This is a genomic window from Haloquadratum walsbyi C23, assembly GCF_000237865.1.
GTDB classification, from domain to species: domain Archaea; phylum Halobacteriota; class Halobacteria; order Halobacteriales; family Haloferacaceae; genus Haloquadratum; species Haloquadratum walsbyi.
On record NC_017459.1, the window covers coordinates 224821 to 240255 of the forward strand.

The 15435-nt window shown below is 46.6% G+C and carries 13 protein-coding genes and 1 pseudogene; 8 read left to right on the forward strand and 6 right to left on the reverse strand.

Annotation, left to right across the window (positions count from 1 at the left end; all coding sequences use genetic code 11):
- Positions 1-123 precede the first annotated feature (123 nt).
- A pseudogene (locus HQRW_RS00950) lies at positions 124-624 on the forward strand (nicotinamide-nucleotide adenylyltransferase); the annotation flags it as partial.
- Positions 625-755: 131 nt separating this feature from the next.
- Positions 756-1556 (forward strand): SAM hydrolase/SAM-dependent halogenase family protein, encoded by an 801-nt coding sequence (locus tag HQRW_RS00955; RefSeq protein WP_014555090.1) that lies wholly within the window; start codon positions 756-758, stop codon positions 1554-1556.
- Between the two features lie 787 nt (positions 1557-2343).
- On the opposite strand, the gene thsA is transcribed toward HQRW_RS00955, so the two are convergent.
- The 3 genes from thsA to HQRW_RS00970 form a co-directional block, all read right to left on the reverse strand.
- Positions 2344-3909 (reverse strand): thermosome subunit alpha, encoded by a 1566-nt coding sequence (thsA, locus tag HQRW_RS00960; RefSeq protein ID WP_014555091.1) that lies wholly within the window; start codon positions 3907-3909, stop codon positions 2344-2346.
- Positions 3910-4706: 797 nt separating this feature from the next.
- Positions 4707-5639 carry a glycosyltransferase family 2 protein gene (locus HQRW_RS00965; protein ID WP_014555092.1) on the reverse strand — a complete coding sequence of 311 codons (933 nt, stop codon included), beginning with the start codon at positions 5637-5639 and terminating at the stop codon, positions 4707-4709.
- 11 nt (positions 5640-5650) lie between these two features.
- Positions 5651-6442 carry a class I SAM-dependent methyltransferase gene (locus tag HQRW_RS00970; protein WP_011570463.1) on the reverse strand — a complete coding sequence of 264 codons (792 nt, stop codon included), beginning with the start codon at positions 6440-6442 and terminating at the stop codon, positions 5651-5653.
- A gap of 234 nt (positions 6443-6676) precedes the next feature.
- Here HQRW_RS00970 and HQRW_RS00975 point away from each other — a divergent pair, with 234 nt between their 5' ends.
- From HQRW_RS00975 to HQRW_RS00990, 4 genes are all read left to right on the forward strand, one after another.
- The gene (locus HQRW_RS00975) at positions 6677-6955 is read left to right on the forward strand and encodes a winged helix-turn-helix transcriptional regulator (protein WP_011570464.1); all 279 of its coding nucleotides are present in this window, start codon (positions 6677-6679) and stop codon (positions 6953-6955) included.
- Positions 6956-7375: 420 nt separating this feature from the next.
- Positions 7376-8194, forward strand: a complete 819-nt coding sequence (locus HQRW_RS00980; RefSeq protein ID WP_014555093.1) for an MBL fold metallo-hydrolase — start codon at positions 7376-7378, stop codon at positions 8192-8194.
- Positions 8191-9162 (forward strand): YkgJ family cysteine cluster protein, encoded by a 972-nt coding sequence (locus HQRW_RS00985; RefSeq protein ID WP_014555094.1) that lies wholly within the window; start codon positions 8191-8193, stop codon positions 9160-9162. The genes HQRW_RS00980 and HQRW_RS00985 overlap by 4 nt, the downstream gene beginning before the upstream one ends.
- Positions 9163-9388: 226 nt before the next feature.
- Positions 9389-9787: a TRAM domain-containing protein gene (locus HQRW_RS00990; protein ID WP_011570467.1), complete on the forward strand. Its 399-nt coding sequence runs from the start codon at positions 9389-9391 to the stop codon at positions 9785-9787.
- Between the two features lie 272 nt (positions 9788-10059).
- On the opposite strand, the gene HQRW_RS00995 is transcribed toward HQRW_RS00990, so the two are convergent.
- The 3 genes from HQRW_RS00995 to HQRW_RS01005 form a co-directional block, all read right to left on the reverse strand.
- A complete protein-coding gene (locus HQRW_RS00995; RefSeq protein WP_014555095.1) occupies positions 10060-11796 on the reverse strand; it encodes a radical SAM protein in 1737 nt (578 codons plus the stop codon).
- A gap of 405 nt (positions 11797-12201) precedes the next feature.
- On the reverse strand, positions 12202-13065 hold the full coding sequence (locus HQRW_RS01000; RefSeq protein WP_014555096.1) for a DUF429 domain-containing protein: 864 nt from the start codon (positions 13063-13065) through the stop codon (positions 12202-12204).
- A 461-nt stretch (positions 13066-13526) separates the two neighbouring features.
- Positions 13527-14420 carry an EamA family transporter gene (locus HQRW_RS01005; RefSeq protein ID WP_014555097.1) on the reverse strand — a complete coding sequence of 298 codons (894 nt, stop codon included), beginning with the start codon at positions 14418-14420 and terminating at the stop codon, positions 13527-13529.
- Positions 14421-14702: 282 nt separating this feature from the next.
- On the opposite strand from HQRW_RS01005, the gene HQRW_RS16040 reads away from it, so the two are divergent.
- Positions 14703-14861: a DUF7559 family protein gene (locus HQRW_RS16040; protein ID WP_011570471.1), complete on the forward strand. Its 159-nt coding sequence runs from the start codon at positions 14703-14705 to the stop codon at positions 14859-14861.
- Complete coding sequence (locus HQRW_RS01015) at positions 14858-15370, forward strand: Hsp20/alpha crystallin family protein (protein ID WP_011570472.1); 513 nt, start codon at positions 14858-14860, stop codon at positions 15368-15370. The genes HQRW_RS16040 and HQRW_RS01015 overlap by 4 nt, the downstream gene beginning before the upstream one ends.
- Positions 15371-15435: the final 65 nt, after the last annotated feature.

A 15435-nucleotide genomic window follows, 5' to 3' on the forward strand; every position in this document is an offset into this window, starting at 1 on the left:
ACTTTCTCCCCATTTCATCGTGATAAACAAGCGATAATCCCCGGTGAGAGTACCGATATTACCCAAATCAGGAAACCCGGTTGACTCGGATTATTTATTTGTGATGGTCACAACAAGAAAGATATGCGGGGGTTCTATATCGGTCGATTTCAGCCATATCACAACGGGCATCATAAGATGGTTGAAGCGATTACGACTGAGGTCGATGAATTAGTGCTTGGGATTGGGTCAGCCGGGCACTCACACACACAGCGGAATCCATTCACCGCCGGTGAACGGGTAATGATGGTGACGAAATCAGTTGCTGATTTTGATATTACAACATATGCAGTGCCGATTGAGGATCTTGACCGAAACTCTGTATGGGTCAGTCATGTTCAAAGCATGTCTCCAACATTCGATGTTGCATACTCAAATAATCCTCTTGTAATCCAATTATTCAGCGAAGCAGACGTTGAGGTTCGACAATCGCCGATGTTTAATCGCGATATCCTGAAAGGAAGTACGCTTCGGGACCGAATGGTGCGCAATGAGGACTGGCAGTCACTTGTCCCAACTCAGGTTATTGATGTAATTGAGGAAATAAATGGTATTGAACGAATGCGTCGACTTGGCGCAACAGACACTCTCAAAGACAACACCGAAATGAGTGAGACCGTCGAGAATACACTCAATGATCAGATCGAGACACGGAGTGACGATATGGATGAGAACTCAAATCCAAGTCCAAACCAGAATCCAGGCACAACTGAGCGATGATTACCCTTTCATCTGATTTTGGCTCACCGTACCCTGCTGCGATGAAGGGTGTGATACTACAGACGACTGATGCCCGGCTCATTGATGTGACACATGAACTCCCCCGACAGGATGTCCGAGCGGCGGCGTTTTGGTGTCGAGAGATAATTCCGTATTTTCCATCAGCAGTTCATGTTATTGTTGTTGACCCTGGCGTTGGAACTGATCGTGATGCGATTATGATTCGAGTTGGTGATCATGCTCTAATCGGTCCAGATAATGGTGTTCTTCGACCAGTTGCCCGTCAACTCGGTGAGCAGTTGCAAGATGAAACAATGGGTCTGAAAAATAATATTGAGTACTTCCGGTATGAATATACAGAGCCTCAGTCAGCAACATTTCATGGTCGTGATGTATTTGCGCCAGCTGCCGCCGCGATACATGACTGTGGGATTGCTTCCGTAGAAACACTTGATGCAGTGACATCTGTTCCTGCCACGGCAACAGTGCAATGTAAGTTCCCATCAGCAACAATCGACACTGACGATACGACCGCAACGGGTGAAGTATTAGTTATCGATGATTTTGGCAACATAATAACGAATATTCCAGGATCATTTCTTGCTGACCGGGCTGGTGAGATGGCTACAGTCGGGACAACAACCGCAGAAGTAACATCGACATTTGCTGATGTTGATACCGGTGACCCATTGCTCACTGTTGGGAGTCATGGTTTTGTTGAGTGCGATGTCAACCATGGGCGAGGGACGGAGATATTTGAACTTGAGGTTAAAGATACCGTTCAAATAAGGTTTTGACCATCGATATTGTTAGATGTGAAGTAAAATACGCGGCTCAGAGCGTCTGTTTGCTTCCGGATTTATATGCTGAGCAGGCGCAATACCACGGCCTTTAGCGCTCCGTGAAACATTTTAAATCATCGGTCCTATGCAACGGTATCAACAGCTATTCTATGACAATATTTTGAATTGAACTCCTCAATAAGTTCTCAGGAGCACTACACACTAGACGCGAATATGCATTGAAGTCCTTGTTTGCATCCCGCAATTGCGGAGAATCGAGGAGAGAGCCTCGCTCTTCAGGTCGGAGAGAATATCAAATATAGATGATACATTATACACAACTGACATGCGGCAGATGCAGGCCGGTGAAGTACCTCGGGGATAAGCCCCGAGGCTTCACCGTTTTGTCCGTGTCGCCCGAAAAGTGGGCGGACGGACGCAGGCGAATTTCATTCCCCTTGACCTTCCCCGAGAGTGTGGGATCGGCTGGAATTAACACCCGAACACCTCGTTGGTGTCCGTGAGGGTCGGTCGCTCTACCACGACCCGATAGTGTCCGTCTCACCACGTCGAAGACGCGGGTTTTGAGAAATACCACATTTCCATATCGTGTCTCAGTCAGCGTTAGATTAAGATCTTTAATCCGTCTTTTGGGTTTTCTGACTGTCCTGATATACTAGGAACGCGGTTTAGTAACTGTTCCGACGGGCTTCACCCCATATGGTCAAGCCCCGAGGCACTCGTCCTGCTCTGCCTGTAGATATGTAGCGACAGACTACCGGCAGTTCATGTCTCAATGACTTCACTCAGAGGAAATAACGTCGTCAATTCGGACAATCATTGTTGTTGCCTCTGTCGCAGCGGTAATTGCTTCATGTTTAACCCCTGCAGGATCGACAATTCCTGCTGTGAGTGGATTCGCAACCTCACCGGTCTGTTCAGTTGCCACAAGACCAGCACAGTCTTGATCTTCAAATGTTGATCGAAGGTCAACAACAGCATCGATTGGATCCATACCTGTGTTTTGTGCCAATGTCCGAGGAACAGCATCGACTGCGTCTGCAAACGATTCAACAGCGAGTTGTTGTCGCCCCTCGATTCCGGCTGCTGCAGAGCGAATCGCATCGGAAATTGCGATCTCGGTACCACCAGCACCAGGGACCACACCACTCTCAAGTGCAACAGTCGTTGCGTTTATTGCATCATCAATTGCACGAGAAAGCTCATCAAGAACGTGGTCCGTACTTCCACGAACTAATAGGGTTGCTGCTGTGCTTTCAGAACCACCCTCAATAACAGTTAGTTCATCTTCACCGTATGTCTCGGTTGAAACACTATCGACGGAGCCAAGATCACTCGCTTCGAGTTCTTCAAGCCGACCAAGACGAGACGCCCCGGTCGCACGAGCAACAGTGCGAGCATCATCATCGTCGATGTCCTCAAATGCAACAATATCCTCACGAGCAAGGTATGATGCAACACGGTCACTGATTGAGTCTGTTGAGAAGACAACATCAGCACCGGCATCTGAGAGGGTTGATGCATATTCACGAAGTTCATTATCTTCGGCAGCAACGGCTGCCTCAAGTTGATCGACAGACGAAATCGCGTATTCTGCATCAACCTCACCTTCACGAAGATCAAGTTCAACATCGATTACTGCAACAGACGCATCACTCACTGCTGTAGGCATTCCATCAGCAGCACGCTCAGTGTCGATCACAACCCCTTCGAGTAGATCTGTCGCAGAGGAAGATGCGCCCGTCTGAGTATGTGTTTTGATATCGTCGGCATCGAATTCATCATTGGCTGCACGGACTCGTTGTACAGCATCAACAACAAGACCAGCTAAGCGATCAGCGGTCACGTCACCGGTTCCCTTGCCGGTCATAGATGATTCTGCAACAGACTGAAGAAGTTCATCATCGATTTCAACACTATCCGCCTGAGCATCAATAGCGTCGTGTGCTAGCTCTGCAGCCCTGCTGTATCCCTCAGCGACGACAGTTGGATGTAATCCATCGTCAAATAGCGACTCAGCCTCAGACAGAAGTTCACCTGTCAAGACTGCTGCTGTTGTTGTTCCGTCGCCAACAGATTCCTCCTGTGATTCTGCCACTTCGACAATCATCTGTGCTGCAGGATGTTCAATATCCATCTCACCAAGGATTGTCGCTCCATCGTTTGTGATTACAACGTCACCACCAGAGTCAACGAGCATTTTATCCATTCCACGCGGACCAAGCGTTGTCCGAACAGAACTCGCAACAGCTTTTCCAGCCTGGACATTCGTGTCTTGTGCATCCTCACCGCGAGTACGCTCACTCTCCTCTGTCAGTACCGCAAGCGGCTGCATTCGTGTCGACATTGTTATGAAACCTCAACTAAGAAATGCAAGCACTTCTATAAGTAACTTACGAACAGAGAATGATTTGAGAATCATAGACATACCAATTGATCGCAAGACCACGGTGGGATTGTCGTTTCGATAGTTGGATTAAGAGTGAAGATGAGAATCATGATCATAATTAGTATATCAGTCGATACTGCCACTGTACAAACTGAGTAATAAACTTGGTGCTATCAGGGAGATCTTTTGTTCTTATATGCTGAACAGGCGCAATACCACACCCGTTCACGGCGCGGATACGCGCCATCATTGAGTGCCACAAACCACAGAGACGTGATATCAAACTTCCACAACAAGATTTATTTGACAGATAGTTTATCATAAAACGAAGAATTGGGCGGGAAACAGAGCGATTCCTAGTTTCCTACGATGCCGGCCTGTCCGCCCGAAGCAATGAGGCAGTAATCGGAATCATTCTGGCGAACGGTCGATTGATATAAGTATAATGAACCGACGCGGTGTGACTGCTGGACGCAAGTTAGCAAGTAACTCTGAGTTTGGTGACATTGTGGTGGCGTTCCTGTGGCAAAAACAACACTGGGACGCCATACGCGACCGAGAATAGGAGTCCCGGCGGCTTGGCACCGCCAGCAGTCCCACCCGCGACAGCCCAGCTCATGAACACACCTTCAGATTCGGACTGATTGGGTGTCCAGCGGGACTGTGAAACCTGAAATTCCTCACACTTGGGATTCCTTGGCGTTTGCGCGGAGGAGGATGTCAATTGCTGGTTACTGGTGATACACACAGATATACTACCGCCAGTCATGTCGAGAAACAGCGCGATCAGCGCGTGCAGAGCAACCGTGAGGGTTTCGAGTTGTTGACCGGTCAGCAAACCGTGCTTGTAACCCAGTTACAACACCAGCAATAGCGCCAGTGGCAGCATCACGCTCCACACTAAGATAAGTTGAAAGAGCGCGGTTATCCGCAAGAACGTCTCTGGCAGCATCAACCGCATCAGCGCCGATATGGGTGAGTATTCGGCGGGCAACAGTAGGGCGGATACCGTAGTTTTTCACCAGTCGATAAGTCAAAGATCGGTATTTCCAGTCGGTGTCTCGCTGTTTAATTCCACCATCTGTCTCATATTCGGTCTGAACACACATCTCCGGCTCCCATGCGACGCGTTCACTTGCTGCAGCCAATCGGTGAGCGGCATCGCGAGCCCCACCAGTCTTCAGATACTCATCAAATCCATCGATATTCTCAAGTGTTGATGCAGTAAATGCAACATTTCCGCCATTGAAATATGTCACAGTTTTGGAACCGATATTGGTCTGCTCACACGCAGTCGTTGTCATTCCGGCAGCTAACATCTGATGGACGGGTCCGGTAACGACTGCTGCGCGTGAGAGACCTGAGATAATCGCATCAACCCATGTTGACTCAATAGTAAGATCATATTGCAAAACCGCAATTGCCTCTCCTGTTGCCTCAATAATACCAGCATTCCGAGCAACATTCAATGTCCGTTCTGAAACCTCAATCAATACGTCAACATCTGTCCGATTTTGAACCATTCCGCTCGTGCCATCAGCGGAAGGACCATTGACAACAATGACCTCTGCTGCGGGAGCATGTTCAGCAATGGCATCAAGAGTATCGATAAGTTGCTCACGACCATTTAATGTTGGAATAACAATCGAAAGGTCAACATTGGAGGTATCAAGCGATAATGAAGGCATTACTCAGTATATTAATCATCTGCCGCGACTGTTCCGTCGGGTGTATGCTGTGATGTTTCAAGATTGGTCTCAGCTGTATCTGTCGTCGCCGAATCAGTGTCCACCGTTGCAGTCCAGTATGAGACTGATGCAAGTGCATCACCAAATTCACTCTCTCCAAGCGATTTATCGACGTCGCGAAACCCATGAGCAAGGTCATTTGGTATCTTGCGATAGAATCCATATGGTAATAAAAAGTCATGAGTATCATCAACCATCGCAAGCTCAGCGTCTGAAAGAAGTTTCTTTACCTGTGACCGGGAGTATAGGTGTGATCCCATTGGGAGAAGCCAATTATAGATAATACGCGTACTGCGGTGATTGAACGTATCAAAAAAGACAATATCGTTTGAGACTCGTGCCATTTCGGTGAGAAAAGTCCCTGGTGTCTCCGCAAGATGGAAAAATCGCATTGCAAAGACTGCATCAAAATGATTGTCAGGAAAAGGTAGTCGGGCAGCATCGCCACGAAGTAATTCAAGCGTGTCGTTCACGCCGTTATTGCGTGCCTTTCTGCGACCCTGTGCGAGCATTGCATCAGAAATATCAATTCCAACAATATTCGCTCCTCTTTCTGCAAGCATCGCCGTGAACCGACCCGTCCCACAAGCAATCTCAAGAATATCGGCGCCAGTAACGGGATTAAGTGAGTCAAGAACAGCACGTTTCTCTCGACGGTCGATGAGTTGACCGCCACGTGAGAATCGCTTTGACTCGTATGCTTGCGCAACGTCATCAGCTTGATACCACTCTTTTCCTTTCACACTACGCATATGTGCTCACTCAGATAGTAAAACCGTATTGGATACGCCTTGATATTGTATTTGTATCTGCGTGTCACATTTACTATGAGAGTCATCAACCAAACGACCACGGGTCAGATGACCCGTTACACTCTCACTGGTGGACTTACGCCTATCAAAGACATATAAGGTATTAGTATTATACTAAGAGACTTCGAGATAACCTTTACACCATATACTAATATTTTCGGTTATATGAGCACCAGTGTTGTCGACCCGGAGAATGCAGTTCAGCTGTCGAAGTCAGAGTTCCGTAGTCGATTACGAGAATTGCCACCAAGTGCCAAACTTGTTGTTAAAGTACTTGAGACTGATTCTCCGCTTTCGCAGGGGCAACTTGCAGAGGAGTCACTATTACCGGATCGAACTGTTCGCTACGCACTAAGCAGATTAGAGGAGAATGAACTTATTGGCTCTCGATATAGCTTCAAAGATGCTCGAAAGCAGGTGTACTTTCTTAATGATCATGTGTGAATTGCCTTAGGGTCAAGCCCCGTGACAGTCGCCTTATTCAACGTGTGAATTCACCTGCGACTGATATTATAAAACTTGCTCCGTTAGAGGATGTGTCGTGTTCCTCTGTCCTCAGGGGTGCAGCGACGCTTTCAGCTCCTGCGCGCTTGCACCAAGTGAATGACTCTCATGAAAAAAAGTGTCGTGAATTACCTGTATCTCGACGTATACTTGTTTTATTCTATGTTGCCCTTATTATATCAAGAGCAAGCGTCTTACAACACAGAGTTAATTTGTATTGGTCGGTATCCAGTCGATTTTTATTTCTTAATATAAGTTTGGATTCTCTAGACATATACTGTCAGACGGATTGATAATCGTAGTCCACATCATAACGATGATACTGTCGACCCGAATTAGACACATAATGTCAGTCAGGTCATGACACGTGTTCGCCGTATTCCAGTCGGTGTCGATTCACAGGTTCCGACAGGAAAGACAAATGCATACGTCATTATCACATCAAATGAAGAACATCAGGGCGACACCGGATCACGCCCAGAGGCAATCCTTGCTGATCCACCGGCGCAGGCACCTGAGATTGATATGGTAGTTGATAAGCTCACTGTAAGTCATATTCTTGTTACACATACGCATCCAGACCATGTTGGTGGTGTCAGCGTATATGCCGATGCAACCGATGCAACGGTGTGGTGTCGGCATGGTCGAGTACAACGGTTTTATGAGACGACAGGTGTCAATCCTGATCAAACATTCCGAGAGGGTACCATACTTCCCGTTGATGAGAGCGTTCAAATACTTGATCTTCCAGGGCATGCCCCAGATCATATTGGAATCGAGACTAAAATCGGTATATTATGTGGTGATATTGCCCGCGCAAATGGCAGTGTCGCAATTACATCACCTGATGGTGCAATGCGTGCATACTTTGTTGCACTTCGACGTTTGCATGCGCGACAGCCAGCATGTTTGTATCCTGGACATGGAGAGGTTATCTCAAATCCACGAGAAACCTGTATGCGACTTCTTATGCATCGACAGGAAAGAGAAAAGAATATACTCACCGCGATTACCGGTAATGCCACATCCGTTGAGACTATTCTTGACCAGGCATATGATAAGAATATAACAAGCGTGCGTGATCTTGCACGAGCGACTGTTGTTGCGCATCTTGAAAAACTAGACGCTGACGGGCGTATTGCATTCAATCGAGAGACAAAAATGGTGAGAGAAATATGAAAGACGCTGAAATGAATGAACTGAGTGATAGTGAACAAGAAGAAGTTCAAAGTCTTGAAGCAGAACTGGCGCGTGCAAAATCGCTTTCTGTCAAGTCACTTGCCGATGCAATTGAATCAATTGGGTTTGAGTGTACACGATGTGGTGCCTGTTGTACAGCTCATCACAGTGGAGAAAATAATGATGAAAAAACAGAAAATGCACATGAGGATGAAACGGAGCCAGCACATACTCAAATAAACAATACATCAAAGACTGAGGCTCCCGCCGTCACTGCTCCGACAGAAAACGGTCGTGTCAGCCATAACAATGGATCAGATGATCAAACACGGACTGTCAGTAATCAAGATAACAAAGCCAATACCGATGTAGCCATGGAGTCGGCATCGACATCAACATCAACAGAACCACATACAGCGACCGTTTTTCCTGATGAGGTTCGAGAATTACAGGCAACAGCGGATAACATGAGAGATGGTACAGCCGATACTGACGCACATTCACCGACTGAATGGCGCGATGTTGCCCGTCCGATGCCGTATGGGCTTGATGATGAGAACTCAACCGGAACAACGTTCGAATGGGCACTGCAGACCGATGCATGCGGTGATTGTGTATTTTATGAAGAAGCAGATGGGGTTGGGTCGTGTCAGGCACATGATAACCGCCCATTAATTTGTGCAACATATCCATTCAGCGTTGCCCTTGGCGGGACCAGCCAACCAATGGGTGAGGCTGTTGATACGGCTGGTATGGTGCGTGCACATGAATGCGAGGGACTGGGTCGTGATATCACTCGTGAGGCAGCCGAGGAGTTGGCAGCAACACTCCGAACCCGTGCAATTCGCGAACTTGAGGAAGCAATCTCGCTTAGAGATACATACGAACCACCAGGTAATACCGACGGTATTGTTGTTCATGACTCTGAAGGTGCAAAGCGACCTGATGGGACAGCAATCGATAATTAAGTTGGATAAAATCAGAATAGAACAGAACTGCTCTGACCTGCAGTTATTCATCCGTTCTTTGAGATGCTTATATGTAGACGATCTGGGAATTCATGGCTCAACGTTATCATATCAATTTAATGAATATCAAATCGTGGGTTTATTTGCAGAGATAATAAGATAATCCCGTCCGTTTAACGGTACTACTTTACCGATACGCCGTGAGATACCATCGGAGGTCTATACTGTGGAAATCTCAGATAAACTCCTGTGCCTGTTCAACGCTGATATTCGGGCGGAAGATGATCAATATATCGTCGAAGTACCGAAGCGTGAGATCGAAACTGGATCTCTCGACCCAGACGAAACGTATCGCGTTGCTCTTATCTCGCGGTCAGCGACTTCAGAGGATGAATCGATTGAGCGCGAGCAACCATCATCAGAGCCTCAACCACCGGTTGAACCGGAAGAACTCCGCTATGTCGAGATTGAGGATATTGGTAAACAGGGTGATGGTATTGCTCGTGTCGAACGAGGCTATGTGATTATTGTTCCCGACGCAGAGGTCGGAGACCGCGTCAAGATAGAGATTAGTGAAGTCAAATCTAACTTTGCCGTCGGTGAAGTAATCGAAGAAGAAATATAACATAGATTAACAATCCTTGGCAATATTCGCTATATGCCGTTTTTGACATCCTCCTCCGCCTCCGCCTCAATCTCCGTCTTCGCCTGCGTCTGAAGACATTGTCATGCGGAACTGACTGCTCGCCAGATGCGATCTGGCGATGGAGGAGTCTTGACCCTAATGAGGAGTAATTAACAGTATCTTTATTATTGGGTCGTATCATTCGTGGCTTTATGATAATAGAATTTATGAATTAATTGCCAGTCTCAACTAGTCTTAACCGGTCTTAGATATCAATCTGCGCGTGGTTCATCATAACCGCTTGCATGAGCGAATGTCGATAAATCAACGTCTGAGACAGGAACGTCAGCAAGACCATCATATGGTCGGTTTATTACAATATCACCAGCAGTTCGCGATCCAATCCCAGGAATTGCTGTCAACTCATCCATAGAGGCTGCATTCGGGTCAAGCGGATATGGAACAGCAGTGATCGAGCGATATCCATGATCAACAACTGCGACATCAATCGTCTTTCCAAGTGGTCGCTCACCAGGAATCCCAACTAATAGTGGATACGTCCCGAGTTGTCGACCAAACGTCCGCCCATCACGATGATACTCTAGATACACATCTGGAAGGACAGTTCCAGCGGGAACGAGTCGTCGAAGCATTGGCTGGTCAATCTCCTCACGAACCTCCTGTTTGTATTGCTTGAATTGCTTTTTATGCTCAATAGCGACATCTGCACCTGTCTCTGCCATTTCAGTCCCCTCAAACGCCATTACCTGTCGTATATTGATCCGACGGAGGAGAAGCCCAGCGTCAAAAACACGGTGAAGAAAGCGCTTGTTGTGTGTGAATGTTTCTGTACGCTCGCCTGTAAGTCCATGCAGGAGGTTAATGCCCGGAAGTAATTTCGGAAGTCTATCCGGCGCTTCAATACCGTAGCTTGGGGCATCAGCGGGATCCTCACCTGGACGCCACCCAGCGACCTCATTCACGATACGGACAGCCTCAAAGCATTCATCGGCGGTGACGTTCAGTTGATTTTGATCTTGAACCACAGGGTCAGCCGACTCAAGTCCAAACGCAGCGGTGTCTCCTGGTGTATTATATGTAGAGATAATATCAAGACATTCCCGAGAGGCGTCAGGCCAATTAACGATAGTAATTGGATTCATATTATCAAGATGTAATGTTTGAAGATCAGGTGCGACATCACGAATCCCGCTGTATAATCGTCGAAGAGAATCAGGATTGGGTGCTTCACCATCACCCCCAAAAGCAAGGATATCGGCTTGTCGACCTATTCGGAAGTGAGCGACTCCACGATCAGCGAGGGACTCAACCTCTCGAATGACCGAATCAGCGGTCCGAAACGACGGGTCGCCGTACATTGGTTCAGTACAGAATGAACAGCGATAGGCACAGCCACGAGAGGTCTCAATCTCACAAATAAGATATTCGGGATAGTTTGGATGTTGTACAACAATAAACGCCCCTTTTGATGCCCACCGATCAAGTTCGTCAGTACTTCGATACCGATCATTGAAGCCTTCAAGTCCACTTTCAACAAGATCGTATGCAGCTGCTTCAACATCAGCCATCGCAAGATAGTCATAATCAAGATTCTGACGCTCCATCTCTTGAGCACCGGCGTTCTCATCACCAACGCCAAATCGAACGGGTCCACCCATCATTGAAACGCCATCAGCCGTCCAAGCTATTTCACGAACTTCATCAGGCTCAGCAGGAGTCCCGCCGACGTACTTACCTGGAACCGTCATTCCACCAAGATATATCAGTAAGTCTGCATCCGCAACATCTCGCCACCGCCCTCGGTCATCTCGAAGTGCATCGATTGTATGATATGTTATTTGATCGTGAGGAACGCCAGCATCAACGAGCGCACCGGCAGTAAACCGTGGATACGTTGAAATATATGGTGGCACACCGAAGTGTGCGGGCTCATCAACGTACCCATCGACGAGCGTCACCGAAAGATTAGATGGATGAATGTGTGTCATGAATGGTGTAGTGTAGTGTGGTCGTATACGGTGATATGGTATGACGTGGTGTGTATGTTCTGATTAATATACCCAACTTTGATTTTGAGTCTCGAATTGATATGTCACAATTGAGAATCAAGCATGTATATGATATGATTAGTTACCCTATTGATATATAAGTTCATTATGCAAACACTCATAATATTTAATCACATCATGCGTAACTCTATGTAGGAATAGTCGTTCACGGTACTGAACTCAAAGCGGTATCTCTCTTCACGAATATCAGTTATAATGTGATTGAATTACATTCACGCGTTTAATATGCGAAAAGTATGATATTATTCTCATGTGTTGTGTATAATTGTATGATAATCAATGAATCAACGACTGGGAATCTCATAGATCACATTATATTGAGAATCAGGACACGATCCAGCCTTCACACTGCCATCGGTCATCCGCAGATGATGGAATCGTGATACCATCTCGAGCCACATGAAATGTCGCAACAGCCGCAATAACAGCATCAAGTGCATCACCATCAGGGTCCGTGAGTGCAGTTGCCTTTGCCTCTGGGGTAAGGGTAACATCATCGCGAGCATCAATCTCCTCGATAATCATCTGACGGCGATTATATGCATCATCGCTTGTCGATTTATACCCATCATCTGGAAGCCCAAATCGGTCAAGCGTCGCTGCGGGATACGCTTCGACAATCCAGGGAATATCCGACGTTGGAGATTGCATTGGTCGGACACGGATACTATTGGTTTTGACGAGTGGTGCGAGCACATCTCGGATTCCATAGAACGTTTGTGATTGGATAAAGAAGTGATATGGTGAAAGCGCACCAACACGGGTGTCGGTTAGTCGTTGGATATACGTCCGTTTTGTCTCGGTGGCAGCAGCAATATCGCCTGCCCATGATGCGAATGTCGATGGATCCGTCATATCGCCTGGAAACCATTGGAGAAACGACTGCCAATCGGTAACGTCATCAACAGCGGCAATATGAACCATTGGAATGCTAAATGCGAAGTCACACCCGAATGCAACTGAATCCGTGTCTGATGTTGGGCGAGTAGCAATGAACTCACGAAGACCGGACAAGACAGCATCACGATCAGCAGTGGTGTCTAACAGCGTCGGTGCAGGGGTACATGTCTCAATATGAAGCGTTTCATCACTGGATGTAGTTGGAACACGCCCACGTGTGAGATATATATTATCACCAGCGCGGGCAGCTCCGGAGAAATCAACACCATAGATGGTGTGTGCAAGCATAATATAGTACTAGCCTGTAAATATCATACACGCTTCGATATAGTGAGCCAACCTAGACCCAAACAGAGATCTAAAATTATCCATTTCGCATTTCATAGAGAGATTGTATACATGATTTCATGAAATTCCCTACCTGTATCTCAGGCACTCATACATATCTATTCAGGCTGAGATTCAAATATATTATTTTATATTATTTTATTATACCTGGAGTAAATTTCAGCTAAACAACTGATTCTGTTCGGTTTATTCTTCTGTTTATGACTTGTGAGGTTCTCTTGAGGTGTATTATAACTTTCTCAACTGCTTCTGGGTAGCGTTTATTGAAGTCGAATCACTCGGGGTATCCAGTAAGTCGGTTCTGGTACTTATACGCTAAATTAAGTTTTTGATGATTCAGGGGTATTTGGCGTCAAATCCACTTATATTCGCCTTTTCACCGATTGCAATTGCTCTCAGTGTTATTCAGAAAGATCACTTTGAGGGCTAGATCTGCCCGACGGACGTTGTGCAAATACAACCCCGATTAACACAAATCCACCCCCAATAATAACCGGGATTGTAAGGGCTTCATTCAGGAGTATAACACCAAGAATGACAGTCACAACCGGTTCAATCGTGCTTATAATCCCGACGCGACTCGCCTCAAGCCGAGACACACCCTGATAGAACAAGATATGGGGTAGCACCGTTGAAAAAATAACAATACCAAGAATAATTCCCCAGTGGGTCTGTTCACGTGGGAGCGACAATCCGCCATCAATCACACCATATCCGATCATCGTGACCGTTGTTCCGATGAGGACACCAATTGTCAATCCCTGTGGGGTAGCCTGGGTGACAACACTTCGACTTCCCATTGTATAAATCGCATAGCAGAGAGCCGCACCAAGGGATAAGAGTATTCCAAATGAGTCAATATTGGGACTGTCGATACCGATGACGATTATCACACCCAGCGTTGTGGTTGTGAGAGCAACTAATTTCTGCGGTGTCATTGTTTCCGTTTGCAATACTACTGAAAATGCAACGAGGAATATCGGATAGGTATACAGTACAATCGTTGCGAGCCCAGCAGTAAGTGAACGAAGCGAAAAGAAAAATAACAATGTCATTGCGGTATATATTCCCCCAAGCCCCAATGTGATGACCCATTCACGACGGGTTGGTGGAAGCGACCAGTCGCGAATAACAGCAAGAAGTGTAATTATGATAGTTGCAAACGCAAATCGAATCGGTAAGAGTGCTGCCAGCTCAAGATCGACAATCGCTGCGAGTTCACCAAAGATTCCGATGGTCCCAAATCCCGCAGCAGCAATGAGTACAAAAATAGTTCCAAGAGTCGCATCTCTCACGGGTATATCACGCTCATATAACTGTATCTGATACGGTTAGGTGCTTTATGATTCGGTAGGAAGCATATACACCTTCTTAGGAGTATGTAATAGCACTTTGCCCGGACTATTCAGTTGCGAAGCGGCAGTCCATCACAGATCAAGAGATAGCAGAGATAGAGATAGAGATAGAGATAGAGATAGAGATAGCAGAGATAGAGATAGAGATAGAGATAGAGATAAAGTACATACCAGCGCGACACGCCCGCGATGTTTATGATGATGGCTGGTGAATTATCATTCATGCCAGCAACGCTTGAAGTCAAATGCACTGATGGGAGTTGTACGCTAGATATGTTTGAACTCCACTATACGTATGATATGCCAGATGATGTTGGCGTAACCGACTTTACCTGTCCGTACTGTGGTGAAACTGAGACACTCGAAGCAATTGAGCTATGAGTAGGCTTACAGAACTCGGTGAATCAGCGGCACAGACAGTTCTTGATCGAGTCGGACGTGGAGTCTCAGAGGTGCAAGAACGAACACCACTCCCATATGATCTACTCGAAAGTGATGAAGCGTATTTGATCATTTTTGATGCGCCTGGTATTGAACAGACTGATGTCCAAGTGCAATTTCTTGACGGGAAGGTTGAGGTTCGACTTGACCGATTCCGTGATTTCTATGAGGATTTTGAGATGCGATTTCCTGGTCGTGGACTTTCACTTGATGGATCTGTATCACTTCCTGATGACGCCGCTGTCGACCCTGAACGCGCGAATGCAACTCTTGGACGGAATGGGACTCTTCAGATTCGACTTCCGAAAGATGGGCGTCATCAAACGGTTGCAGTGAGTGAGGCTGATGAAAATAATGAGCATGACGAGATGATTGATTCAGGTGACTCAGACGCGAGTACTGCAAACAATACTGATGATGCTAATCATGATCCCGATACTGATAGCTAAAATCAGTCCTGCGGCAGTGAACTAACTGTATTTGATTTCGTTTTGTATTTGCTCTATTATTTCAT

What these genes read in the sequence shown, in the direction of transcription:
- HQRW_RS00975 (WP_011570464.1), top strand. Translation starts at nt 6,677, where the DNA reads ATGAGCACCAGTGTTGTCGACCCGGAGAATGCAGTTCAGCTGTCGAAG.
- HQRW_RS00995 (WP_014555095.1), bottom strand. Translation starts at nt 11,796, where the DNA reads ATGACACACATTCATCCATCTAATCTTTCGGTGACGCTCGTCGATGGG.
- thsA (WP_014555091.1), bottom strand. Translation starts at nt 3,909, where the DNA reads ATGTCGACACGAATGCAGCCGCTTGCGGTACTGACAGAGGAGAGTGAG.
- HQRW_RS01000 (WP_014555096.1), bottom strand. Translation starts at nt 13,065, where the DNA reads ATGCTTGCACACACCATCTATGGTGTTGATTTCTCCGGAGCTGCCCGC.
- HQRW_RS00980 (WP_014555093.1), top strand. Translation starts at nt 7,376, where the DNA reads ATGACACGTGTTCGCCGTATTCCAGTCGGTGTCGATTCACAGGTTCCG.
- HQRW_RS00955 (WP_014555090.1), top strand. Translation starts at nt 756, where the DNA reads ATGATTACCCTTTCATCTGATTTTGGCTCACCGTACCCTGCTGCGATG.
- HQRW_RS00965 (WP_014555092.1), bottom strand. Translation starts at nt 5,639, where the DNA reads ATGCCTTCATTATCGCTTGATACCTCCAATGTTGACCTTTCGATTGTT.
- HQRW_RS01015 (WP_011570472.1), top strand. Translation starts at nt 14,858, where the DNA reads ATGAGTAGGCTTACAGAACTCGGTGAATCAGCGGCACAGACAGTTCTT.
- HQRW_RS16040 (WP_011570471.1), top strand. Translation starts at nt 14,703, where the DNA reads ATGCCAGCAACGCTTGAAGTCAAATGCACTGATGGGAGTTGTACGCTA.
- HQRW_RS00985 (WP_014555094.1), top strand. Translation starts at nt 8,191, where the DNA reads ATGAAAGACGCTGAAATGAATGAACTGAGTGATAGTGAACAAGAAGAA.